The sequence below is a fragment of the Arthrobacter phoenicis genome, assembly GCF_047238215.1.
Lineage (GTDB): Bacteria > Actinomycetota > Actinomycetes > Actinomycetales > Micrococcaceae > Arthrobacter.
This window is the reverse complement of record NZ_JBDFMK010000001.1, coordinates 2,930,836-2,950,272: the sequence shown is the minus strand read 5'-3', so window position 1 is coordinate 2,950,272 and position 19,437 is coordinate 2,930,836. Positions and strand designations below refer to the sequence as shown.

At 63.5% G+C, this 19,437-nt stretch carries 13 protein-coding genes and 1 pseudogene; 7 read left to right on the top strand and 7 right to left on the bottom strand.

Annotation, left to right across the window (positions count from 1 at the left end; translation table 11 throughout):
• Positions 1 to 28: 28 nt before the first annotated feature.
• From ABC337_RS13815 to ABC337_RS13795, 5 genes are all read right to left on the bottom strand, one after another.
• Positions 29 to 841, bottom strand: coding sequence for an AAA family ATPase (locus ABC337_RS13815; RefSeq protein ID WP_412883482.1), 813 nt, complete (start codon positions 839 to 841; stop codon positions 29 to 31).
• The gene (locus ABC337_RS13810) at positions 838 to 2,244 is read right to left on the bottom strand and encodes a Mu transposase C-terminal domain-containing protein (protein WP_412883483.1); all 1,407 of its coding nucleotides are present in this window, start codon (positions 2,242 to 2,244) and stop codon (positions 838 to 840) included. The genes ABC337_RS13815 and ABC337_RS13810 overlap by 4 nt, the downstream gene beginning before the upstream one ends.
• A gap of 62 nt (positions 2,245 to 2,306) precedes the next feature.
• Positions 2,307 to 2,918, bottom strand: a complete 612-nt coding sequence (locus ABC337_RS13805; RefSeq protein ID WP_412884919.1) for a recombinase family protein — start codon at positions 2,916 to 2,918, stop codon at positions 2,307 to 2,309.
• 154 nt (positions 2,919 to 3,072) lie between these two features.
• Positions 3,073 to 3,546 carry a universal stress protein gene (locus tag ABC337_RS13800; RefSeq protein ID WP_412883484.1) on the bottom strand — a complete coding sequence of 158 codons (474 nt, stop codon included), beginning with the start codon at positions 3,544 to 3,546 and terminating at the stop codon, positions 3,073 to 3,075.
• A gap of 37 nt (positions 3,547 to 3,583) precedes the next feature.
• Positions 3,584 to 4,702, bottom strand: coding sequence for a YeiH family protein (locus ABC337_RS13795; RefSeq protein ID WP_412883485.1), 1,119 nt, complete (start codon positions 4,700 to 4,702; stop codon positions 3,584 to 3,586).
• Positions 4,703 to 4,824: 122 nt separating this feature from the next.
• Here ABC337_RS13795 and ABC337_RS13790 point away from each other — a divergent pair, with 122 nt between their 5' ends.
• Positions 4,825 to 5,757, top strand: a complete 933-nt coding sequence (locus tag ABC337_RS13790) for a LysR substrate-binding domain-containing protein (RefSeq protein ID WP_412893240.1) — start codon at positions 4,825 to 4,827, stop codon at positions 5,755 to 5,757.
• 109 nt (positions 5,758 to 5,866) lie between these two features.
• Here ABC337_RS13790 and ABC337_RS13785 read toward each other — a convergent pair whose 3' ends face one another.
• Together ABC337_RS13785 and ABC337_RS13780 are read right to left on the bottom strand one after the other, a co-directional pair.
• Positions 5,867 to 7,096, bottom strand: coding sequence for a recombinase family protein (locus tag ABC337_RS13785; protein ID WP_412883487.1), 1,230 nt, complete (start codon positions 7,094 to 7,096; stop codon positions 5,867 to 5,869).
• A 65-nt stretch (positions 7,097 to 7,161) separates the two neighbouring features.
• Positions 7,162 to 8,073, bottom strand: a pseudogene (locus ABC337_RS13780) (TadA family conjugal transfer-associated ATPase); the annotation flags it as partial.
• A 295-nt stretch (positions 8,074 to 8,368) separates the two neighbouring features.
• On the opposite strand from ABC337_RS13780, the gene ABC337_RS13775 reads away from it, so the two are divergent.
• From ABC337_RS13775 to ABC337_RS13750, 6 genes are all read left to right on the top strand, one after another.
• Positions 8,369 to 11,401: a GH25 family lysozyme gene (locus ABC337_RS13775; RefSeq protein ID WP_412884920.1), complete on the top strand. Its 3,033-nt coding sequence runs from the start codon at positions 8,369 to 8,371 to the stop codon at positions 11,399 to 11,401.
• Entirely contained in the window at positions 11,398 to 14,757 is a 3,360-nt protein-coding gene (locus tag ABC337_RS13770) for a M43 family zinc metalloprotease (RefSeq protein WP_412893239.1), read from the top strand. The genes ABC337_RS13775 and ABC337_RS13770 overlap by 4 nt, the downstream gene beginning before the upstream one ends.
• A 106-nt stretch (positions 14,758 to 14,863) precedes the next feature.
• Positions 14,864 to 16,000 (top strand): glycosyltransferase family 4 protein, encoded by a 1,137-nt coding sequence (locus ABC337_RS13765; protein ID WP_412893238.1) that lies wholly within the window; start codon positions 14,864 to 14,866, stop codon positions 15,998 to 16,000.
• A 71-nt stretch (positions 16,001 to 16,071) separates the two neighbouring features.
• On the top strand, positions 16,072 to 17,055 hold the full coding sequence (locus ABC337_RS13760; protein ID WP_290255659.1) for a GDP-mannose 4,6-dehydratase: 984 nt from the start codon (positions 16,072 to 16,074) through the stop codon (positions 17,053 to 17,055).
• Positions 17,052 to 18,077, top strand: a complete 1,026-nt coding sequence (locus tag ABC337_RS13755) for a GDP-mannose 4,6-dehydratase (RefSeq protein WP_412883488.1) — start codon at positions 17,052 to 17,054, stop codon at positions 18,075 to 18,077. Before ABC337_RS13760 ends, ABC337_RS13755 begins: the two co-directional genes overlap by 4 nt.
• Positions 18,078 to 18,131: 54 nt before the next feature.
• Positions 18,132 to 19,433 (top strand): hypothetical protein, encoded by a 1,302-nt coding sequence (locus ABC337_RS13750; protein WP_412883489.1) that lies wholly within the window; start codon positions 18,132 to 18,134, stop codon positions 19,431 to 19,433.
• Positions 19,434 to 19,437 lie beyond the last annotated feature (4 nt).

Here is a 19,437-nt window from a genome sequence, read left to right as displayed (position 1 = left end):
GGTTTTTTCACAGCTCGGTTTGGCGGCTTTAGCTGATTCCGATGACGAGGGTTGAGCGTGCGGCTTCAATGACGTCGTCGGTTATTGTGCTGAGTTCGTTGATTTTCATAATCCGTTCGACCTGGGTGAAGAGCCGGTCGATGAGGCGGAAGTTGCCTCGGGTGATCCGGGCGACGGCGGCGATGGCCTGGGCATCGGTGAAATCTTCCGGGTCCAGGGTTTGGCCGAGTTTGTGCCATCGGCGCTCGAGGACGAAATTCAGTTCGTCCTGGGCGAGGGGGCGGTATTCGTGGGCGAAGCCGACCCTGCTGTAGAGCTGTGCGTAGCGGCTGAACCATTTCTCAATCCCGGGCATGCCGATGAGAATCAGGGCTATGTTGTCCCGGTCGTAGCGGTCTCGCAGCAGTTCCAGGGCAGTGGCGTTGAGGCGCTCGGATTCGTCAATGATGAGCAGCTCCACATGCTTACCGATGCGGGTGTGCGGTCCTGTTTTCTTGCCGATTTTTTCGAGGTGCTGGTCCACGCAGATCGATACGCGGGTGCCGATGTGTTCGAGGTCGGCGTGGATCTGTTTGGGTGAGGTGAGCACGGCAGGGGTGTAGAAGACGGTGCGTGCCCGGGCCAGGGCCGCGTAGATCTGGTAGTCGGAGTCGTCCCGGGGACCCCACTGCTCTATAAGATTCTCGGCCTTGTGCCAGTTGGCGTAGCGCCTGGCGGAGAGCGTCTTTCCGATGCCGGCCTGGCCGTAGCAGATGCCGATGGTGTGCTGCCGACGCACCGCGTCGGCGAACTCGGCGAACCGGCGGTGCTCTTTGGTGGCAATGAAGCGTTGTGGTGTCATCGGTCGTCCTCTAGGTAGGTGCGTAGTTTCGGGCGTTTCTTGGGTTGACCGGAAGGGGCCGGGGCGGAAGCCGGTTTCGCTGATGCCAGGTCCGGCAGGTGCCGGGCTACGACGGCGATGCGCTGGTTGATTTGTCCGCGCAGTTCCCGGCGGCGCGCCGATCGTGCGGTCTGGATGTCTTTGAGGGTGATGGTGGAGGTTTCATGGTCGGGGTCCACGGCTTTGCAGATGAACTGGTTCTTGTGGAAGACGCGGATCTCGGTGATGTCCCGCGGGTCGTAGCGGACAATGACGGGTTCGCGGACGTAGGCGGCCAGCAGGGGCGAAACGTATCTGAGTCCCTGGAAGTGCACGCCGTCGCGGTGGACGATCCTAGGTTTGGCAACGGTCAACAGGAGCAGGTTGAGTTCGTCCATGGTTGCCGGGAGCCGGGGCAGCCAGCCATCACCTACCCAGGTATCATGCGGTGTGGCCTTGATCTCGGGGTGCTCGCGCTGGTGGTAGTCCTCCGTGATGAAGCGGCCGATGGCCGTGTCCAGCTCTTTGAGGGTCAGTACCGGAGCCGGGTGCCGGCGGCCGCGGGTAAGGTGTCCGGGCAGTTCGGTCAACAGCTGCGTATTAATGCTGCCGTAGAACCGTTCGATCTTGCCCCGCCCTTGGGGTCTTGCGACCGTTGAGTAGGTGATTTCGAAGTGGAGGTCCTTCGCCGTCTGAGCCAGCTGGTGGCTGGTGAAGTCTGACCCGTGGTCGACGTAGAGGACGTCGGGCAGTCCGCACATAGGCCACCCCGTGCCGGCTTTGGGCCAAATCCCCTGCCGCAGTGCCAGTGCGGTGTTCAGGGCGGACGGTGCTCCAAGGAAGAGCATGTAGCCGCAGATCGCGCGGGAGTAGTCGTCCATGATCGTGGTGAGCCACGGGCGCCCGGGTTTCAGGTTTGCGTCCAGGACGAGGATGTCCAGTTCGGTGTGGTCGGCCTGCCAGGTGGCGTTGGGGTGCTCGGCCCGGTGCCGCCAGACCAGTTCGTAGGTGTCCCGGTAGGCGGCCGTCCCCTGTTGGGCGAGTGTTCTCATGCCGGGGTCGAGGCCCGTGGTGATGGAGCGGACCGTGCTGTAGGAGAGGGGCCGCCAGTTGTGGTCGGAGGCGACGCGGTTGGCCTTGCGGGCGATGGTGGCTATGGGCAGGGGCGGTTTCACCAGGGCCAAGCCTTCGACGAGTGCGACCAGCTCGGGGGTGCTCCTGCGTTGGGTGGTCCCGCGGTTGGTTGTCGCCAGTCCGGCGATGCCGTCGCGTTTGTGGCCCGCGTGCCAGCGCTGCAGTGTCCGCAGTCCGATGCCTTCGTGCGCGGCGAGGGTCGTCAGCGGCACACCGTCTTCGATATGCCGGCGCAGGATTTGCCAGCGCACCAACGCTGTCTGGTCAGGCGTGGAGGCAGCATCCCCCGTCGGGGTACTGCTGCCTCCGGCCGTCACCGGACTGTTTTCTGTGTGGCTGTTGAACGCCGCCGCGGCGCCGCAGGGCCCGGTTCGCGCCGGAGTGCCCGATACACGGTGGTGCGGCTGACGCCGAGGACCTCACCGATCTTCTCGACCGTCATGTCCTTCTGCTCATACATCCGGCGGGCGGTCCGGAGCTTGTCCTTGGTCAGTAACGGGGGCCGGCCACCAACGCGCCCGCGCGCCCGCGCAGCCTGAAGGCCTGCGTTGGTCCGCTCACGGATCAGATCCCGTTCGAACTCCGCCAGCGCCGCGAACACATGGAAGACGAGACGTCCGCCCGAGGATGTGGTGTCAATGGCCTCCTGCAGAGACCGGAACCCGATGCCACGCTCCTGGAGATCGGCCAGCTGGTCAATCAGATGCCGGATGGACCGGCCGAGCCTGTCCAGCCGCCACACAACCAGTGTGTCCCCGGGACGGAGTTGATCCAGAACCTTGGTCAGTTCCGGCCGGGACTCCAGAGACCCGGAAGCCGTGTCGGTGAAGATCCGGTAGCAGCCGGCCGCCTTCAACGCGTCCTGCTGCAGGGCTGCGTCCTGGTCTCCGGTCGATACCCGGGCGTAGCCCAACAGATGTCCCATGCGCTCAAATGTACCAATACCCGTCAGCCAGCAGAATAACCGGCACATAGAATTCGGCACTGGGTTTCGCTACAAAAATCGAGGGGTCATTGAATCTCTTCAATGAGTTGGCTCGTTTGTAGCAGATACGGTCATATGTGGCACTAGCGGAGCGTTACTCATTCCACCCGCCGGTTGCAGTATTCGTGGAAGGGGTTGTCCCCGGTGCCGGGTTCTGTGGTACGAGGAGCACGGGGCAGGGGGATTGGTGCGCGATCTGGTCGCTGATGCTGGTGCCAAGGAAGGCCATCCAGGCGTGGTGGTGGCGGGATCCGAGGATGATGAGCTGGTCCGGGCCAGTGCGAGCCCGTTGCAGTATTTGCTTGCCGATGCTCCGGGCATCGGCGCCCACCAGGTCCGCCCCGGCGGTGATCCCGGCTTCGGTCAGGCTCAGCAGGGCGTGGTTGACCTGCTCCTGGGACCTGGACTTGTCCTCCATGGTCAGGTCCTGGCCTTCGATCCAGTCGTGGCCGATGAAATGGATGATTTCAACGGAAGCACCGGTCGCGACGGCGAGATCGCGTGCCTGCTCCAGGATTGCTTCGCTGTGGGGTGTGGTGTCGATGGCGACGAGGATGCGGGAAAACATGGTCTCTCCTGGGTGAAGGGTGGCTCAGGTGGGGTGATTAGTTCAGTCCGGTGGCGTATTGGAGTCCGAGGCTGGTCAGGGTGACGATGATCCACAGCAACGCGCCCAGGAAAAGGGGCTTCATTCCGGCGCGGCGGAATCCGCCCAGATCCGTGGACAGGCCGATGGCCGAGAGGGCGACAGTGATCAGGAAGACCGAGAGTGTGCTCAGCCCGGGGTGGGCGGCGTCGGGGATCAGGCCGAGGGTGTTGATGGCGGCGATGAGGAGGAATCCGATCAGGAACCACGGCACGAGGCGGAACACATTCACCCGGGCCCGGGGAGCCGGTCCTGTTTCGGCAACCCCGCTGGCGGGAAGCCGGTTCCCGGTTTTGAGGCGGTGCCCGGCCCAGGCGGCGAGTCCGAGGCAGATGGGGATGATCATCAGGGTGCGGACGAGTTTGACGACGACGGCGAAGTTGGTGGCGGTGCTGCCGTAGGTCGCGGCGGTGGCGACGACGGAGGACATGTCGTTCACGGCGGTGCCGGCAAAGAGTCCGAAGGCGTGCTGGCTCATGCCCAGCAGGTGCCCGATCAGGGGGAAGGTCAGGACGGCGGCGATGTTGAACAGGAAGATCGTGGAGATCGCGTAGGCAACGTCAACACTGACGGCGCCGATCACCGGGGTGACCGCTGCAATGGCTGAGGCACCGCAGATTCCGGTGCCGACACCGATGAGGGTACGCAGGTCCCCAACGATCCCCAGCCAGCGGCCCAGCAGGTAGGCCGCGGTCAGGCAGACGACCAGGGTGCCGAGCATGACGGGCAGGGATTCCAGACCGACTTGGGCGATCTGGGCTAGAGACAGCTGGGAACCGAGGACGACGACGGAGAGCTGCAGAATGAACTTGCCTGCTGTGTTGATGCCTGGCCGCAGCCGGTCTCCGGGTTTGATGAGCGTGGCCAGTGCCACACCGATGACGATGGCGCTGACCGGGCCGCCCACCAGCGGAACGAAACGGCCGATCACGGTCGCAACTACAGCGATCACCACAGCCAGGGCCAGTCCCGGGACCCTGGCCGCGGTCCCCGAACGCAGGCGGTGGAACCGCCCCGACGCGCGATGAAGGTTGGGTACGGCTCCTGTGCCGGTTTCTGCTCCGGTGGGTGTGTGCATGGTTCCCATCCTCGCGTTCCCGCAGTCCCGTCAGTAGGGGGCATACACTTGTAGGGTCACAAGCCCCGCTTGTATGTGGGGTGTTAATGAAAGAGGAAGGACCTGCCATTCTGAGTCCGCGAATGCCGGAATTGTCGGCGTTGGAGATGCTGGTCACCGTCCAGGAGCTGGGAAGCCTGTCGGCCGCCGCTGCCCTGCTCGGATTGTCCCAGCAGGGTGTGTCCTCACGGATGAGGGCCCTGGAGACACAAATCGGATCCGCACTGCTGACGCGATCCCCGCGCGGGTCAAACCTGACGGATACCGGCGTGCTGGTAGCCGGCTGGGCCGCCGAGGTCCTGGCCGCGGCCGAACGCCTGGACACCGGGATCGCTTCCATCCGCTCGGAAAGCGCCCGGCAGCTGCACGTGGCGGCCAGCCAGACCATCGCCGAACATCTGCTCCCACAGTGGCTGGTGAGGTTGCGCCGTCAGCAGCAGGCCCTTGGCTCGACCCCGGCCCGGGTAAGACTGAGCGTGACGAACAGCACCGAAGCGGCTGCCATGGTCCGTTCGGGGGCGGCCGTGTTGGGTTTCATTGAAAGTCCCAACCTTCCCCACGATCTTGCGACGCAAACCGTGCAATACGACAACATGGTCCTCGTCACCGCCCCGGACCACCCATGGGCCCGGCGCCGCAGCAAGGTCAGCCCCGCCGAATTAACCCGCACACCACTGGTGACACGGGAGCCCGGCAGCGGCACACGCGAAGCACTCGAACACCTTCTCAACGCTGCGGCGGCAGAACCGATGCCCGCGCCGGCAGTGGAGCTATCCACCACCGCAGCGGTTCGGACAGCCATAGCAGCCGGAATAGGCCCCGGTGTCCTCTCTACCCTGGCCGTACGCGATGACCTCCTCCTGCACCGGCTGGTCGCCGTACCCCTGTCCGGAATCACACTCCACCGACCCCTGACCGCGATCTGGGCCTCAGGCGCCACACCCCCCGCAGGACCGGCCCGCGACCTGGTCACCATCGCCGCCACTCCCCAGACCAACAAAACCACTCCGAATTGAACCGGACCAAAACAGCCGATGACCCGGTAAACGAAACCGGGACCGAAGCACCCAAAGGCGACAAACGGTCCCTCAGAACCGCCATTCTGAGCTGCGAATTAACCGCCAATCAGAACGAACAATCACACGCAAAACGCTGTTGAGCAAGGGAGCGTTCAAGCACCTTCCTGAACTCTACCGTTATGAATGGGTCCAGCAGACTCGCTCCGATCCGCATCTTCCCGCAGCCGTGATTGCTCCCATTGCACCTATAGGTCGGGTAGTGCTTGATCCCGGATTCAGGGTCGCCTTTGACCCGGTAGCTGGTGCCGTCATTTCCCATGGTGGCCCCGCAGGCAGCACAAAATACCATACCGGCGAGAAGGGAAATAACCGGCTTCTTGCCTCGCAACTTATCGGAGTTGTTGACTAGCTGGTCGCGGAGTTGCTTCCAAGTCGCGATACTGATGATGGGTTCCCATTTCGCCGGATAGAACATGGCCTCTTCCTCTAGTAAGCGCGGCGTCGTGTACAGCTTATGCACGCTTCGTCCTGCCCTCTTAGCCTGCGGGAAATGCATGCGCTGACCGGCGATGCTGGGGCTACAGAGCGACCCTTTGAAGCTGGTGTATTCGGTGGCGAGGCCGGTGGCCGCTCTGAATTCTTCAAGGCAGGTGATCAGGCTCTTGCCGCGAAGATACTCGTTGATGGCGTCACGGAGGGGTCCTGCTACCACCGGATTTTGGACGAGAACCTTCTTTGCGTTCTCATCATCGATCTGGATCATTCCGCCGTTACCATCTGGAATGGACTTCTTGGGTCGGACAGCCATATAGCCAAGGGGCGCTCGTCCGCCGTTCCATCGACCGTCTTCGGCAGCTTCCTTCTTTTCGTCCACGACTCGCTGAGTGAGCATCTCGACCTCGTGACCGGCAAAGACCGAAAGCAGCGACGCAACGAGGCGACCATTCGGACTTGAAAAGTCCTGATCTGTGCCGTTGACGAAGTACAGGGTGAGACCCCGCTTCGCGTTGCTGACCCGAGCGATGAAAGTGATCATCTCCAGCGTGCGCCGGTGGATACGGTCGGGAGCGTACGCGACCACGCCGTCGATCTTCCCCGCCAGCACGAGCTTCTCCACCTCAGCCCACGCTGGGCGGTGCTTACCGCTGGCCGCGGAGATGCCGTCGTCGGCAAAGCCTCCCCTGTATCCACCGAGCGACTTATCCGCACTCATGTTGGAGTAAAGGGTGAGGTCCGGGCGCGTGGCCAAGAGATCGTGGCACAGGTCTATCTGACGGTCAGTTGCCCCGGTTTCATTGCGGTCGGAACTGATGCGAGCGTATATGGCAACTGGCATGGGCCAATCCTATGCGTGATGAAACCTCCCGCAGCTCAAACCACAAAGTTCAACTGGTTTTTATTGTTGTTTGCATGCACGGTGCACATCCCGGGCAAGCCCGAATTCAAAGCGATGAGCATGTCAAGGCTTTCAGCCTCCCGAACCTCGCCGACCACTAGGCGGTCCGGGCGCATCCGGAGCGCCTCCTTGACCAGTCGGCGGAGTGGGATTTCGCCCTCGCCTTCGAGGTTCGGTTGCCGGCATTGGAGCCCGACGACGTCGCGGAGAGGGAACTTCAGTTCGAAGATCTCCTCCACCGTGACCACGCGCTCCCGGGTGCCGATGCTGGCCGCGAGACAGTTCAGCATGGTTGTCTTGCCTGCCTGCGTGGCTCCAGAGACGAGGATGTTCAGCCCGCTCGCGACGGCCGCTCCAAGGAACCGGGCAGCCTGCGGCGTCAGGGTGCTCAGCTCAACGAGGTGCTCCAGCCTGCTGGCCTTTACGACAAACTTTCGGATGTTGATGGCCCAGTGTCGCCGGGTCACGTCCGGGATGACGACGTGGAGCCTGGAACCGTCCGGGAGGGATGCATCGACGAAGGGGGACGAGAGGTCGAGACGGCGGCCAGAGCTTTTGAGCATGCGCTCGACCAGATCGTGGACCTGTTGCTCGGTCAGGGCCGCGGACGTCAGCTCCGACTCGCCGTTGCGGGCCACGAAAATCTCGTTCGGAGCGTTGAGCCAGATTTCCTCGATTGCCGGGTCATCCAGAAGAGGCTGGAGTGGGCCGAACCCGGCGACGGCGTCGAAGACAAAGCGACGGGCCGTGTCCAGCGGGCCGATCGGTGGCAACGGGGCAAGGAGGGCTCGCTCGTCATAGTCAAGGACGGCCTCGTCGACCAAGCGTCGTACTTCGACGGTCTGCCGCAGCGGGTCAAGCCCGCGACGCCGGATCAGTTCCCGGACCTCGTCCTCGACGATGCGCACAGCTTCCATGGTGCCCCCAACATGACCGCTGCCCCTTCCCCTGGGGCAGTGCAACTGGGGTTAAAGCTAGGGTGGGGCGGTCATAAGAACAACCAATTTTCTCCCGGTTGTGGAAAAATCCCCGCAGATTTATAACAATTTTCACACAGGTATCAGGCGAAACTCTGGTGGCGCTGTTTTGCCGGGATAGGGTGAGCGCGATAAGTCAGACATTCTCGTCCCCCGGTTAGCGCTCGGTCGCTTGGCCCAGGGGGCAGAGATCACCATGACACGGCTCGAACGTGTCGTTGTACCGGAGCGGCACATGCAGCAGTCCCCACTTCCCCCAACCAATTACTTTCTCGGCCGGGTTGGAGCCGGGCTGCTGGCTGCCGCCCTCATGGCAACGGCCTGTCAGGCCGCACCGGCATCTGCGGTAGACCCCACCCCCAGCCCGTCGGTCACGACGACGGCGGCCCCCGCTCCTTCGCCAACCCCTGGGTCCACGGTGGCGCCGACGTCGACCGTCGCTGCCTCGGCATCTCCCTCCGCAACAGCGACATCGTCGCCAGCGGTTTCCCCCTCTCCGACTCCGTCGGTCGTGTTGGATCCTTCCTCGGCTTCTGGCCGGGCTGCAATGGCAGCGGCGGTCGGCCCCGCTGGTGCAGAAATGGGTCAGGGTTCCAAGCGAGTGGCTTCAACCCCCACCGGCGCCAAATCCCTCACCACCCAGTCGCTGAGCACTGAGGGTACTTGGAGCCCAACGTTTGGCGTTCAGGGTCTGGACGTCAGCGGCTATCAGAACAGCGTGGACTGGCAGCAGCAATGGAACATGGGTGCTCGCTTTGCTTATGTCAAAGCGAGCGAAGGAAATTACTTCACCAACAGTCTTTTTGGATCGCAGTATCAAGGTGCGCGCAATGTAGGCATGATCCGAGGCGCTTACCATTTCGCCATTCCGAACTGGTCTTCTGGTGCCGACCAGGCCCGCTACTTCGTTCAGAATGGAGGGGGATGGAGCGCCGATAGCTACACCCTTCCGCCTGTTCTCGATATTGAGTTCAATCCCTACGAGAACAAAACCATCAACGGGTTCTACTTTGGTGACACCTGTTATGGCATGTCACCCAGTCAACTCTCTTCATGGGTCAGAGATTTCGGCAGCACCATGTCCTCGCTGACGGGGAGATTGCCCGTTATCTACACCAACACATCCTGGTGGAACCAATGCCTTGGAAACCCCGGCGGCTTCGGCGACTACCCGCTGTGGGTTGCCTCCTACCCGGGCGCCTTCACGAACAATGCGGGGCCTCTGCCGTCCGGCAGTTGGGCCAACTACAGCATCTGGCAGTACAGCAGCACAGGTCCGCTTACCGGTGACTCAAACGTATGGAACGGCAGCTACACAGATCTAGTCGCTTTCGCTAATGCGGGAATTCCTTACGGAGCAAGCAAGGCGATTGCTGATGTGGCGGCTGTTTCTCCCGGGCTTGGTAAGTCGGTTTCGGGTTTGAAGACCGGGTTGCGGGGAGGTGTTTCGCAGGGGTTTGAGAACGGTGCGATTTATTGGACTGCCGCTAACGGGGCTCATGTTTCTTCGGGCGTGATTCGTGATGCCTGGGGCGCGCAGGGCTGGGAGTACGGGCAGCTCGGCTACCCGACCACTGATATCCGGACCTCGTCCAACGGCGCCCAGTCCCAGGGGTATGAAAACGGTGCGATCTACTGGACCGCCGCGACCGGCGCCCGGGTCTCTTCCGGCCCGATCCGTGACGCCTGGGCCGCTCAGGGCTGGGAAACCGGGCCCCTGGGCTACCCCACCACCGACATCCGGACCGCGTCCAACGGCGCCCAGTCCCAGGGCTACCAGAACGGTGCGATCTACTGGACCGCCGCGACCGGCGCCCGGGTCTCTTCCGGCCCGATCCGTGACGCCTGGGCCGCACAGGGCTGGGAAACCGGGCCCCTGGGCTACCCCACCACCGACATCCGGACCGCAGCCAACGGCGCCCAGTCCCAGGGCTACCAGAACGGTGCGATCTACTGGACCGCCGCGACCGGCGCCCGGGTCTCTTCCGGCCCGATCCGTGACGCCTGGGCCGCACAGGGCTGGGAAACCGGGCCTCTGGGCTACCCCACCACCGACGTGAAGACCGGCCCGAACGGCGGGCAGTCCCAGGGCTACCAAAACGGTGCGATCTACTGGACCGCCGCGACCGGCGCGCACAGCACCTCCGGTGTCATCCGAGACGCCTGGGCCGCCCAGGGCTGGGAGACCGGGCCCCTCGGTTACCCCACCACCGATATCCGGACCGCAGCCAACGGCGCCAAGTCCCAAGGGTATGAAAACGGTGCGATCTATTGGACCTCCACAACCGGCGCGCACGTCTCCTCCGGTGTCATCCGTGACGCCTGGGCCGCCCAGGGCTGGGAAGCCGGCCCCCTGGGCTATCCCACCAGCGACGTGACCGCAGCCAACGGCGGGCAGTCCCAGAGCTACCAGAACGGTGCGATCTACTGGACCGCCGCGACCGGCGCGCACAGCATCTCCGGTGTCATCCGTGACGCCTGGGCCGCCCAGGGCCGGGAGACCGGCCCCCTCGGCTACCCCACCACCAATATCCGGACCGCAGCCAACGGCGCCCAGTCCCAGGGCTACCAAAACGGTGCGATCTACTGGACCTCCACGACCGGCGCCCGGGTCTCTGCCGGCCCGATCCGCGACGCCTGGGCCGCCCAAGGCTGGGAAACAGGCCCCCTCGGCTACCCCACCACCGACATCCGGACCGCAGCCAACGGCGCCCAGTCCCAGGGCTACCAAAACGGTGCGATCTACTGGACCTCCACGACCGGCGCCCGGGTCTCTGCCGGCCCGATCCGCGACGCCTGGGCCGCCCAAGGCTGGGAAACAGGCCCCCTCGGCTACCCCACCACCGACATCCGGACCGCAGCCAACGGCGCCCAGTCCCAGGGCTACCAAAACGGTGCGATCTACTGGACCTCCACGACCGGCGCCCGGGTCTCTGCCGGCCCGATCCGCGACGCCTGGGCCGCCCAAGGCTGGGAAACAGGCCCCCTCGGCTACCCCACCACCGACATCCGGACCGCAGCCAACGGCGCCCAGTCCCAGGGCTACCAAAACGGTGCGATCTACTGGACCTCCACGACCGGCGCGCAACTAAGCCCCAACGGCCCCATCCGCAACGCCTGGGCCGCCCAAGGCTGGGAGACCGGGCCCCTCGGCTACCCCACCACCGGCCAATATCCCACCACGAACGGAAACACCGCACAAAACTTCCAAGGCGGCCGCATCGACTCGTCCCCCACCACCGGCACCAAAACCACCCTCACCCGATGACCCACCCACAACACAAATTCACGCCCCATCGTCGGCCCCAGCCAACGACCTCGGGTGCTCTGAAGGAACACATGAATCGCAAACGGTTTACCGCCGCTCTCGCAGGTGCTTTGCTGGTCACGGCGTCATCGCTGACATTCGGAGCGGCAGCACCGGGGCTGGCCTCGGAACCGACGGATTCGTCAACGACCATCAGTTCTCCCACGGCGACTAGTTCGCCGTCCGTCGGATCCTCATCCGCCCCTACGAATCAGACCGTTGCAACTCCCACTGCAACGGCGACAGCTACTGACACGTCCACCGGTTCGGGCACGAGCATCCCGGTCCAGGGACCCACCCCGGAGCCTCCGGTTCCTGAACAGACCGGCGGCGCACCTACCAGCGTCCACGTCTTCCAAACCCCGCCGTTGGAAGGCGCTAAGGGTGCGTCGCCTCGGACTCTTGGTACAGAGTCATACTCATTGGCCAGGACAGGCAATATCAAAGTCCGGCTGGTCACTGTGCAGCTAACCGACGTCAAAGCCAATATTTCCATGGACTCTGCGGTCTCCGCCGTTCAGGCGACCAGCAACTACTGGGCAACCATGTCGAACGGCCGGCTCAGCATGAGCGTTGCCAGTACCGAGACATTCAACAGTCGCAGTGCCTCCTCAACGCAGCGGTACTCGGACATGATGAACACGATTACCAACGAACTGGGTTGGGTGCCTAACCCCTACACGGCACTCGTGGTATTCGTATCGACTCCCACCCTTTCCGACGGCGCATACGGCGCAGGCTGGAGCTACAACGGAACAAGCGGCCGGGTCATCATGCCTCTACCGGCCGCCCTTACCCGAAGTGTGCTCACGCACGAGTTCGGTCACGTCCTCGGGCTGATGCACGCCAACAGCCTCCAGTGCGGCAGTGGCGCCCAGGATGTGGCGACAAACAGTGACGGTACCTTTGCTGACCCATCCTGCAGCATCAGGGAGTACGGCGACAGCATGGACCTCATGGGGGTTTCCCAGTCCTCCCAGCCCACAATCAGCTCGACACTGTGGGAGTACGGCGGCTTTGGAACCGGCCGAGAAGTCCGGGACCTTGGCAAAGCCGGAAATAGCACCGCCTACACCCTCACCGCATGGAGTGGCACGGCCGATGGCCGTGCTGTGAAGTTCACGGATCCGGTAAGTGGGGAGGTCTACTACCTGGAGTTGCGGCTGCCTGTCGGCTATGACGCTGCGACCGCCGTCAACGGCAATCGCGGAGTGAAAATCGTGCAGCAACTCGGGGCCGGGTCCCTCATCCTCATGCCAGACTCCCACCCCTTCGCCGGTTACTACAGCACGCGGCACGCGTGGCAAGCGGGAGAGGTATTCACGACTCACGCGGGGACGCGGGTGACCGTCAATTGGATCTCAGGTACCGCCGCGGGTGTGACGATTGAGTCGACGGCGGCCGTGGCCGTTAAGGCGATTGCTGATGTGGCGGCTGTTTCTCCCGGGCTTGGTAAGTCGGTTTCGGGTTTGAAGACCGGGTTGCGGGGAGGTGTTTCGCAGGGGTTTGAGAACGGTGCGATTTATTGGACTGCCGCTAACGGGGCTCATGTTTCTTCGGGCGTGATTCGTGATGCCTGGGGCGCGCAGGGCTGGGAGTACGGGCAGCTCGGCTACCCGACCACTGATATCCGGACCTCGTCCAACGGCGCCCAGTCCCAGGGGTATGAAAACGGTGCGATCTACTGGACCGCCGCGACCGGCGCCCGGGTCTCTTCCGGCCCGATCCGTGACGCCTGGGCCGCTCAGGGCTGGGAAACCGGGCCCCTGGGCTACCCCACCACCGACATCCGGACCGCGTCCAACGGCGCCCAGTCCCAGGGCTACCAGAACGGTGCGATCTACTGGACCGCCGCGACCGGCGCCCGGGTCTCTTCCGGCCCGATCCGTGACGCCTGGGCCGCACAGGGCTGGGAAACCGGGCCCCTGGGCTACCCCACCACCGACATCCGGACCGCAGCCAACGGCGCCCAGTCCCAGGGCTACCAGAACGGTGCGATCTACTGGACCGCCGCGACCGGCGCCCGGGTCTCTTCCGGCCCGATCCGTGACGCCTGGGCCGCACAGGGCTGGGAAACCGGGCCTCTGGGCTACCCCACCACCGACGTGAAGACCGGCCCGAACGGCGGGCAGTCCCAGGGCTACCAAAACGGTGCGATCTACTGGACCGCCGCGACCGGCGCGCACAGCACCTCCGGTGTCATCCGAGACGCCTGGGCCGCCCAGGGCTGGGAGACCGGGCCCCTCGGTTACCCCACCACCGATATCCGGACCGCAGCCAACGGCGCCAAGTCCCAAGGGTATGAAAACGGTGCGATCTATTGGACCTCCACAACCGGCGCGCACGTCTCCTCCGGTGTCATCCGTGACGCCTGGGCCGCCCAGGGCTGGGAAGCCGGCCCCCTGGGCTATCCCACCAGCGACGTGACCGCAGCCAACGGCGGGCAGTCCCAGAGCTACCAGAACGGTGCGATCTACTGGACCGCCGCGACCGGCGCGCACAGCATCTCCGGTGTCATCCGTGACGCCTGGGCCGCCCAGGGCCGGGAGACCGGCCCCCTCGGCTACCCCACCACCAATATCCGGACCGCAGCCAACGGCGCCCAGTCCCAGGGCTACCAAAACGGTGCGATCTACTGGACCTCCACGACCGGCGCCCGGGTCTCTGCCGGCCCGATCCGCGACGCCTGGGCCGCCCAAGGCTGGGAAACAGGCCCCCTCGGCTACCCCACCACCGACATCCGGACCGCAGCCAACGGCGCCCAGTCCCAGGGCTACCAAAACGGTGCGATCTACTGGACCTCCACGACCGGCGCCCGGGTCTCTGCCGGCCCGATCCGCGACGCCTGGGCCGCCCAAGGCTGGGAAACAGGCCCCCTCGGCTACCCCACCACCGACATCCGGACCGCAGCCAACGGCGCCCAGTCCCAGGGCTACCAAAACGGTGCGATCTACTGGACCTCCACGACCGGCGCCCGGGTCTCTGCCGGCCCGATCCGCGACGCCTGGGCCGCCCAAGGCTGGGAAACAGGCCCCCTCGGCTACCCCACCACCGACATCCGGACCGCAGCCAACGGCGCCCAGTCCCAGGGCTACCAAAACGGTGCGATCTACTGGACCTCCACGACCGGCGCGCAACTAAGCCCCAACGGCCCCATCCGCAACGCCTGGGCCGCCCAAGGCTGGGAGACCGGGCCCCTCGGCTACCCCACCACCGGCCAATATCCCACCACGAACGGAAACACCGCACAAAACTTCCAAGGCGGCCGCATCGACTCGTCCCCCACCACCGGCACCAAAACCACCCTCACCCGATGACCCACCCACAACACAAATTCACGCCCCATCGTCGGCCCCAGCAAGTGTCGCTCCCAACGAACGTGCACTGCGGCGGGCCCCATGCACCGCAGGCTAAGCTTGACTGATGCGCGAAGATCAAATGACCGACGGGCCCGCTCCCACTAACCGACCTCTCCGAGTCGCAATCGCGATGTTGACGTTGGTCCCCGGGGCGATGGGTGGTGGCGAAACTTACGCTCGCGGGTTGCTCCGCGGGCTGGCCAGCACCAAGGGAGTCGCCGCGACGACCTTCGTTAGCGGGGTAGGGAAGGGTTTCTCCGGTGAGATATCCGAAGTGGTGTGCCCGGAAGTTTCGGGCGGGCCGTCGTCCAAGGAGAGGATCACGACGCTCATCCAAGGCTTCCTACATCGCAAAGGACTCGTGGCGAGAATGGAAGGCAACGACGTCTTCCACGTTCCTTTCGCCGTCAATCTTCCCTCTCCGCCGCGGTCCATGGCGACTGTGCAGTCTCTTTGCGACGTCCAGCACCGTGACCTTCCGCACCTCTTCAGCCGCGTTGAGCGGATCTACCGGAGTTTCTTCTATGAGCGCGCGGCGCGAAAGGCCGACGCCGTCGTGACCATCAGCGATTTCGCCAAACGCACGATCGTCGAACACTTGGGAATTGCACCCGAGAAGGTCTTCACCGCACACTTGGCCGTCGACTCGGAACAGTTCACCCCCAATATCGGCGAAAGAGATAATTTCATCTTTTATCCGGCCCGGGGGTGGGCGCATAAGAACCACTCGGTGCTCTTTGAAGCAATGAGACTCTTGATGACGGAGCGGCCGGAGCTCACGCTCGTGCTGACGGGAGGGGGCTTGGAAGGCCTCAGCGATGTTCCCGCGAACGTCAACGTCAAGGGCCTGGTTCCGTTTCAGGAGCTTCTTGAGCTCTACCGAAAGGCTAAATGCCTCGTTTTTCCGAGCCTCTACGAAGGGTTCGGCCTTCCTCCTTTGGAAGCCATGGCATCCGGTTGCCCGGTGGCCTCATCCACCGCGGGTTCACTCCCGGAAGTGTGTGGCGATGCGGCCGTGATGTTCGATCCTCACTCGCCCCGGGCCATCGCCGACGCAATCGTCGAAGCCATTGGGCGGACCTCCGAGCTTCAAGCCAAGGGGTTTGAGCAAGTTCGGAGCTTTACGTGGGAAAAATGCGCCGAAGCTCACGAAGCGGCCTATCGCTATGCTGTGCAGCAGCGCGCTCTCACAAAGGTTTAACTCAACAGGTCTCCGGTAGTCACCCTATATAGTGGCTGTGCGTGACTCTTCGACTTAAAGGAAATTCCCCCATGCCTCGTGCGCTCATTACCGGCATCACCGGTCAGGACGGTCTCTATCTTGCGGAGCTCCTGCTCTCCAAGGGATACGAAGTTTTCGGCCTCATCCGGGGACAGAACAACCCGAAATACGAGCTGGTTAGCAAGACTGTTCCCGGCGTAAAGCTCCTGACCGGGGACCTCACCGACGTCTCCTCGCTGGTCCGCGTCCTGGGCATCGCCCAGCCCGACGAAATCTACAACCTGGGCGCCATCTCCTTCGTAGCGTACTCGTGGGAAAACGCGTCAATGACGTCGGACGTCACTGGAAAGGGCGTCCTGAACATTCTCGAGGCCACCCGCTTGTACGCTGGTGACGACGTGAGCAAGGTCCGGTTCTATCAGGCCTCCTCTTCGGAGATGTTCGGCAAGGTCCAGCAAGTCCCGCAGAAGGAGGAGACCCTCCTTTGGCCGCGCTCCCCTTACGGCGTTGCGAAGGTGTTCGGTCACTACATGACGATCAACTACCGCGAGTCCTACGGAATGCACGCATCCAGTGGCATCCTGTTCAACCACGAGTCTCCCCGGCGCGGCCCTGAGTTCGTTACCCGCAAAGTGTCCCAGGCTGTTGCGCGCATCAAACTCGGCCTGCAGGATGAGATCGTCTTGGGGAACTTGGATGCCAAGCGGGACTGGGGCTTCGCGGGCGACTATGTCGAGGCTATGTGGCTCATGCTGCAGCAGCCGGAAGCAGATGACTACGTCATCTCTACGGGCGAAACCCACTCCATTGAAGAGCTTCTCGAGGCCGCATTCGCTGCAGCCGGGCTGGAAGACTGGCGTCGTTACGTCCGCCAGGACCCCCGGTTCATGCGGCCTGCCGAAGTTGACCTGCTCATTGGCGATGCAACGAAAGCACAGCGCGTTCTGGGCTGGAAGCCAAAGGTTTCCTTCAATGAGCTGGTAACCATGATGGTCGAGAGCGACCTTGTGGAACAGCGGTTGCTCGCCAAATGACGCTGGAGTCATCCCGTGGCGGGTCCGGCCACCCCCAGAGAGCGCTAGTGACTGGGATCTCGGGCCAGGACGGCTCCTACTTGGCCGAGCAGCTGGTTGAAGCCGGCTGGGACGTCCACGGGATGGTTCGAGCCGAGGATGCCAATCCTCGGCAGCACGAGGCCGGCGGTGTGACGCTCCACGAAGGAGATCTTTCGGACCCGTCACGCCTCGCAGAGCTAATTGGCGACCTTGCCCCGGACACTATTTTCAACCTTGGGGGAATCAGTTCCGTGGCTGCGTCATGGGAACGACCCTATGAGACAGTTGTCAGCACCGGCGCCGCCGCAGTGGCCATGCTCGAAGCCGCTTGGCAACTTCAAAACCGCACAGGGCGCGAGATCAGGTTCCTTCAGGCATCGAGTGCCGAGATTTTCGGTCAAGCCAAAGAAGTGCCCCAAAATGAGGGCACCCCCCTGAGGCCAATCACGCCCTATGGTGCGGCCAAGGCGCTGGCCCATCATGCCGTGGGCACGTACCGGGCCCGGGGACTCTTCGCCAGTTCTGCCGTCCTTTATAACCACGAGTCACTTCGCCGGCCGTCGAGCTTCGTTACTCGACGGATCACTCTCGGTGTGGCGGCCATCGCGCTTGGACTTAAGGAACGCCTGAGCCTGGGAAATCTCGACGCAGTCCGAGACTTCGGATGGGCCCCGGACTACGTCGACGCCATGGTTCGCATCGCTTCTGCCGAACAGCCGGAGGACTTTGTGGTGGCCACGGGAGTCTCACGCAGCGTTCGGGACTTTGCCGAGGCCGCGTTCCTCGCGGCAGGCGTTTCGGAGGGACTGTCTCTGATCGACGTCAACCCGAAATTCCGTCGTCCAGTGGATGCTCCCGAAATGCGGGGTGACGCCACAAAAATATCCGACACCCTGGGTTGGCGGGCGACCGCCACTTTTGAAGACATTGTGGCGGCTATGGTCCAGCACGACCTTGGCGTCGTTCGAGAACATGGTCTGTCGTCGCTCCCGGGCGATTAGCTGTTTAGCGACACCGGCAGCAGAGCTGCTTCAGAACTACGTGAAAGACCCGATTTGACGGATATTACGCAATCCTCCGAGTTCGTCCCGGATGACTCCCCCGGCGATGGTGGAAGAATTTCCGCCAAATCCGCAGCCCGCGTAGGAGCGGCATCTATTACGGCAGCGGCGGCCGGGATAGTTATCCTGTTTCTCACAAGCCACGCTTTATCACCCGCCGATAACGCGGAATTCCTCTCCTTTTGGGCGGCGTTGTTCTTCGTCTGCGGCGTCCTGGGCGGTGTCCAGGCCGAGACAACCAGAGCTGTCGGGGCGGCACGGCTCAAGACCGACGCTGCGACCGCCAACGGCTCGAGGGTCTTCACGTCCGGGTTGATCGTTGGGCTCGCTGCGGCAGTTGTGATCGCGGCACTCTCGCCACTGCTAACCACCTTCGTGTTTCATCAAGACGCCGCCCTGGTTGTTGCGGCCCTTATCCTGACTGCCGTTCTTTTCTCCTGCCACGCCACATTGGCAGGTGCCGCCCAAGGCAGCGATCAATGGACGCTGTTTGCCGGCCTAGTGTCCCTTGAAGCACTCTTGCGTCTGGGTGCCATCGCCTTGGCAGCCGTAGCCACTGCGTCCCTTATTGGGCTCGAAATGGCCTGTCTAGCCGCGCTTGCTGCATGGCTGCTGGTCTTGCTGGTCTCACCCGGCGGCCGGAGCGCTCTAGCGGCCAGAGGCGACGTCGCCCTCCCCCGGTTGCTACAAAACACGGGCCATGCCCTACTGTCGGCGGCATCCTCCGCCGCCCTTATCGTTGCCTTTCCAATTTTATTGAAGCTGACGACATCCCCGGCCGACTACGCCCTCTCCGCCCCCATACTTTTGGCCATCTCGCTCACAAGGGCACCCATCATGGTCCCTTTGCAGGCGTTTCAAGGCGTGGCATTATCCGAAGTTGTGAAGAACCCACACAACGGATGGAGGACCCTTCGGAAGCCGTTGGGTATCCTCCTTGCGATAGGAGTCGTAGGAGCCATCGCTGCTTGGATAGTGGGGCCGTGGCTGATGCTCGTTTTCGGCCCCAGCTACGCGGTAGCAGGATGGGCGCTGGCGGCACTGACGCTTGCAGCAGTACTGATGGCCGTCCTTACCCTTCTCGGCACGATCGTCATAGGTTTGGGTCAACACCGCGCGTACTCCGCAGGCTGGTTGACCGCCACTGTAGTTGCAGTCGCAATCCTGTTGCTCCCAGCCGGAGTGGAGGTCAGGAGCATCTTCAGTCTGTCGCTCGGGCCTATCGCTGGGATTCTGGTCCACTCCCTGGCCATTGCCCGGATGATTCGCGCCAGAAGAACCGCCTCGGCGTCCTGAAACG

Bases quoted from the DNA above. Each gene is read 5' to 3' on its own strand.
- ABC337_RS13795 (WP_412883485.1), bottom strand. From the start codon at position 4,702: ATGCACACACCCACCGGAGCAGAAACCGGCACAGGAGCCGTACCCAAC.
- ABC337_RS13770 (WP_412893239.1), top strand. From the start codon at position 11,398: ATGACCCACCCACAACACAAATTCACGCCCCATCGTCGGCCCCAGCCA.
- ABC337_RS13760 (WP_290255659.1), top strand. From the start codon at position 16,072: ATGCCTCGTGCGCTCATTACCGGCATCACCGGTCAGGACGGTCTCTAT.
- ABC337_RS13775 (WP_412884920.1), top strand. From the start codon at position 8,369: ATGCAGCAGTCCCCACTTCCCCCAACCAATTACTTTCTCGGCCGGGTT.
- ABC337_RS13805 (WP_412884919.1), bottom strand. From the start codon at position 2,918: ATGGGACATCTGTTGGGCTACGCCCGGGTATCGACCGGAGACCAGGAC.
- ABC337_RS13790 (WP_412893240.1), top strand. From the start codon at position 4,825: ATGCCGGAATTGTCGGCGTTGGAGATGCTGGTCACCGTCCAGGAGCTG.
- ABC337_RS13755 (WP_412883488.1), top strand. From the start codon at position 17,052: ATGACGCTGGAGTCATCCCGTGGCGGGTCCGGCCACCCCCAGAGAGCG.
- ABC337_RS13815 (WP_412883482.1), bottom strand. From the start codon at position 841: ATGACACCACAACGCTTCATTGCCACCAAAGAGCACCGCCGGTTCGCC.
- ABC337_RS13800 (WP_412883484.1), bottom strand. From the start codon at position 3,546: ATGTTTTCCCGCATCCTCGTCGCCATCGACACCACACCCCACAGCGAA.
- ABC337_RS13785 (WP_412883487.1), bottom strand. From the start codon at position 7,096: ATGCCAGTTGCCATATACGCTCGCATCAGTTCCGACCGCAATGAAACC.
- ABC337_RS13765 (WP_412893238.1), top strand. From the start codon at position 14,864: ATGCGCGAAGATCAAATGACCGACGGGCCCGCTCCCACTAACCGACCT.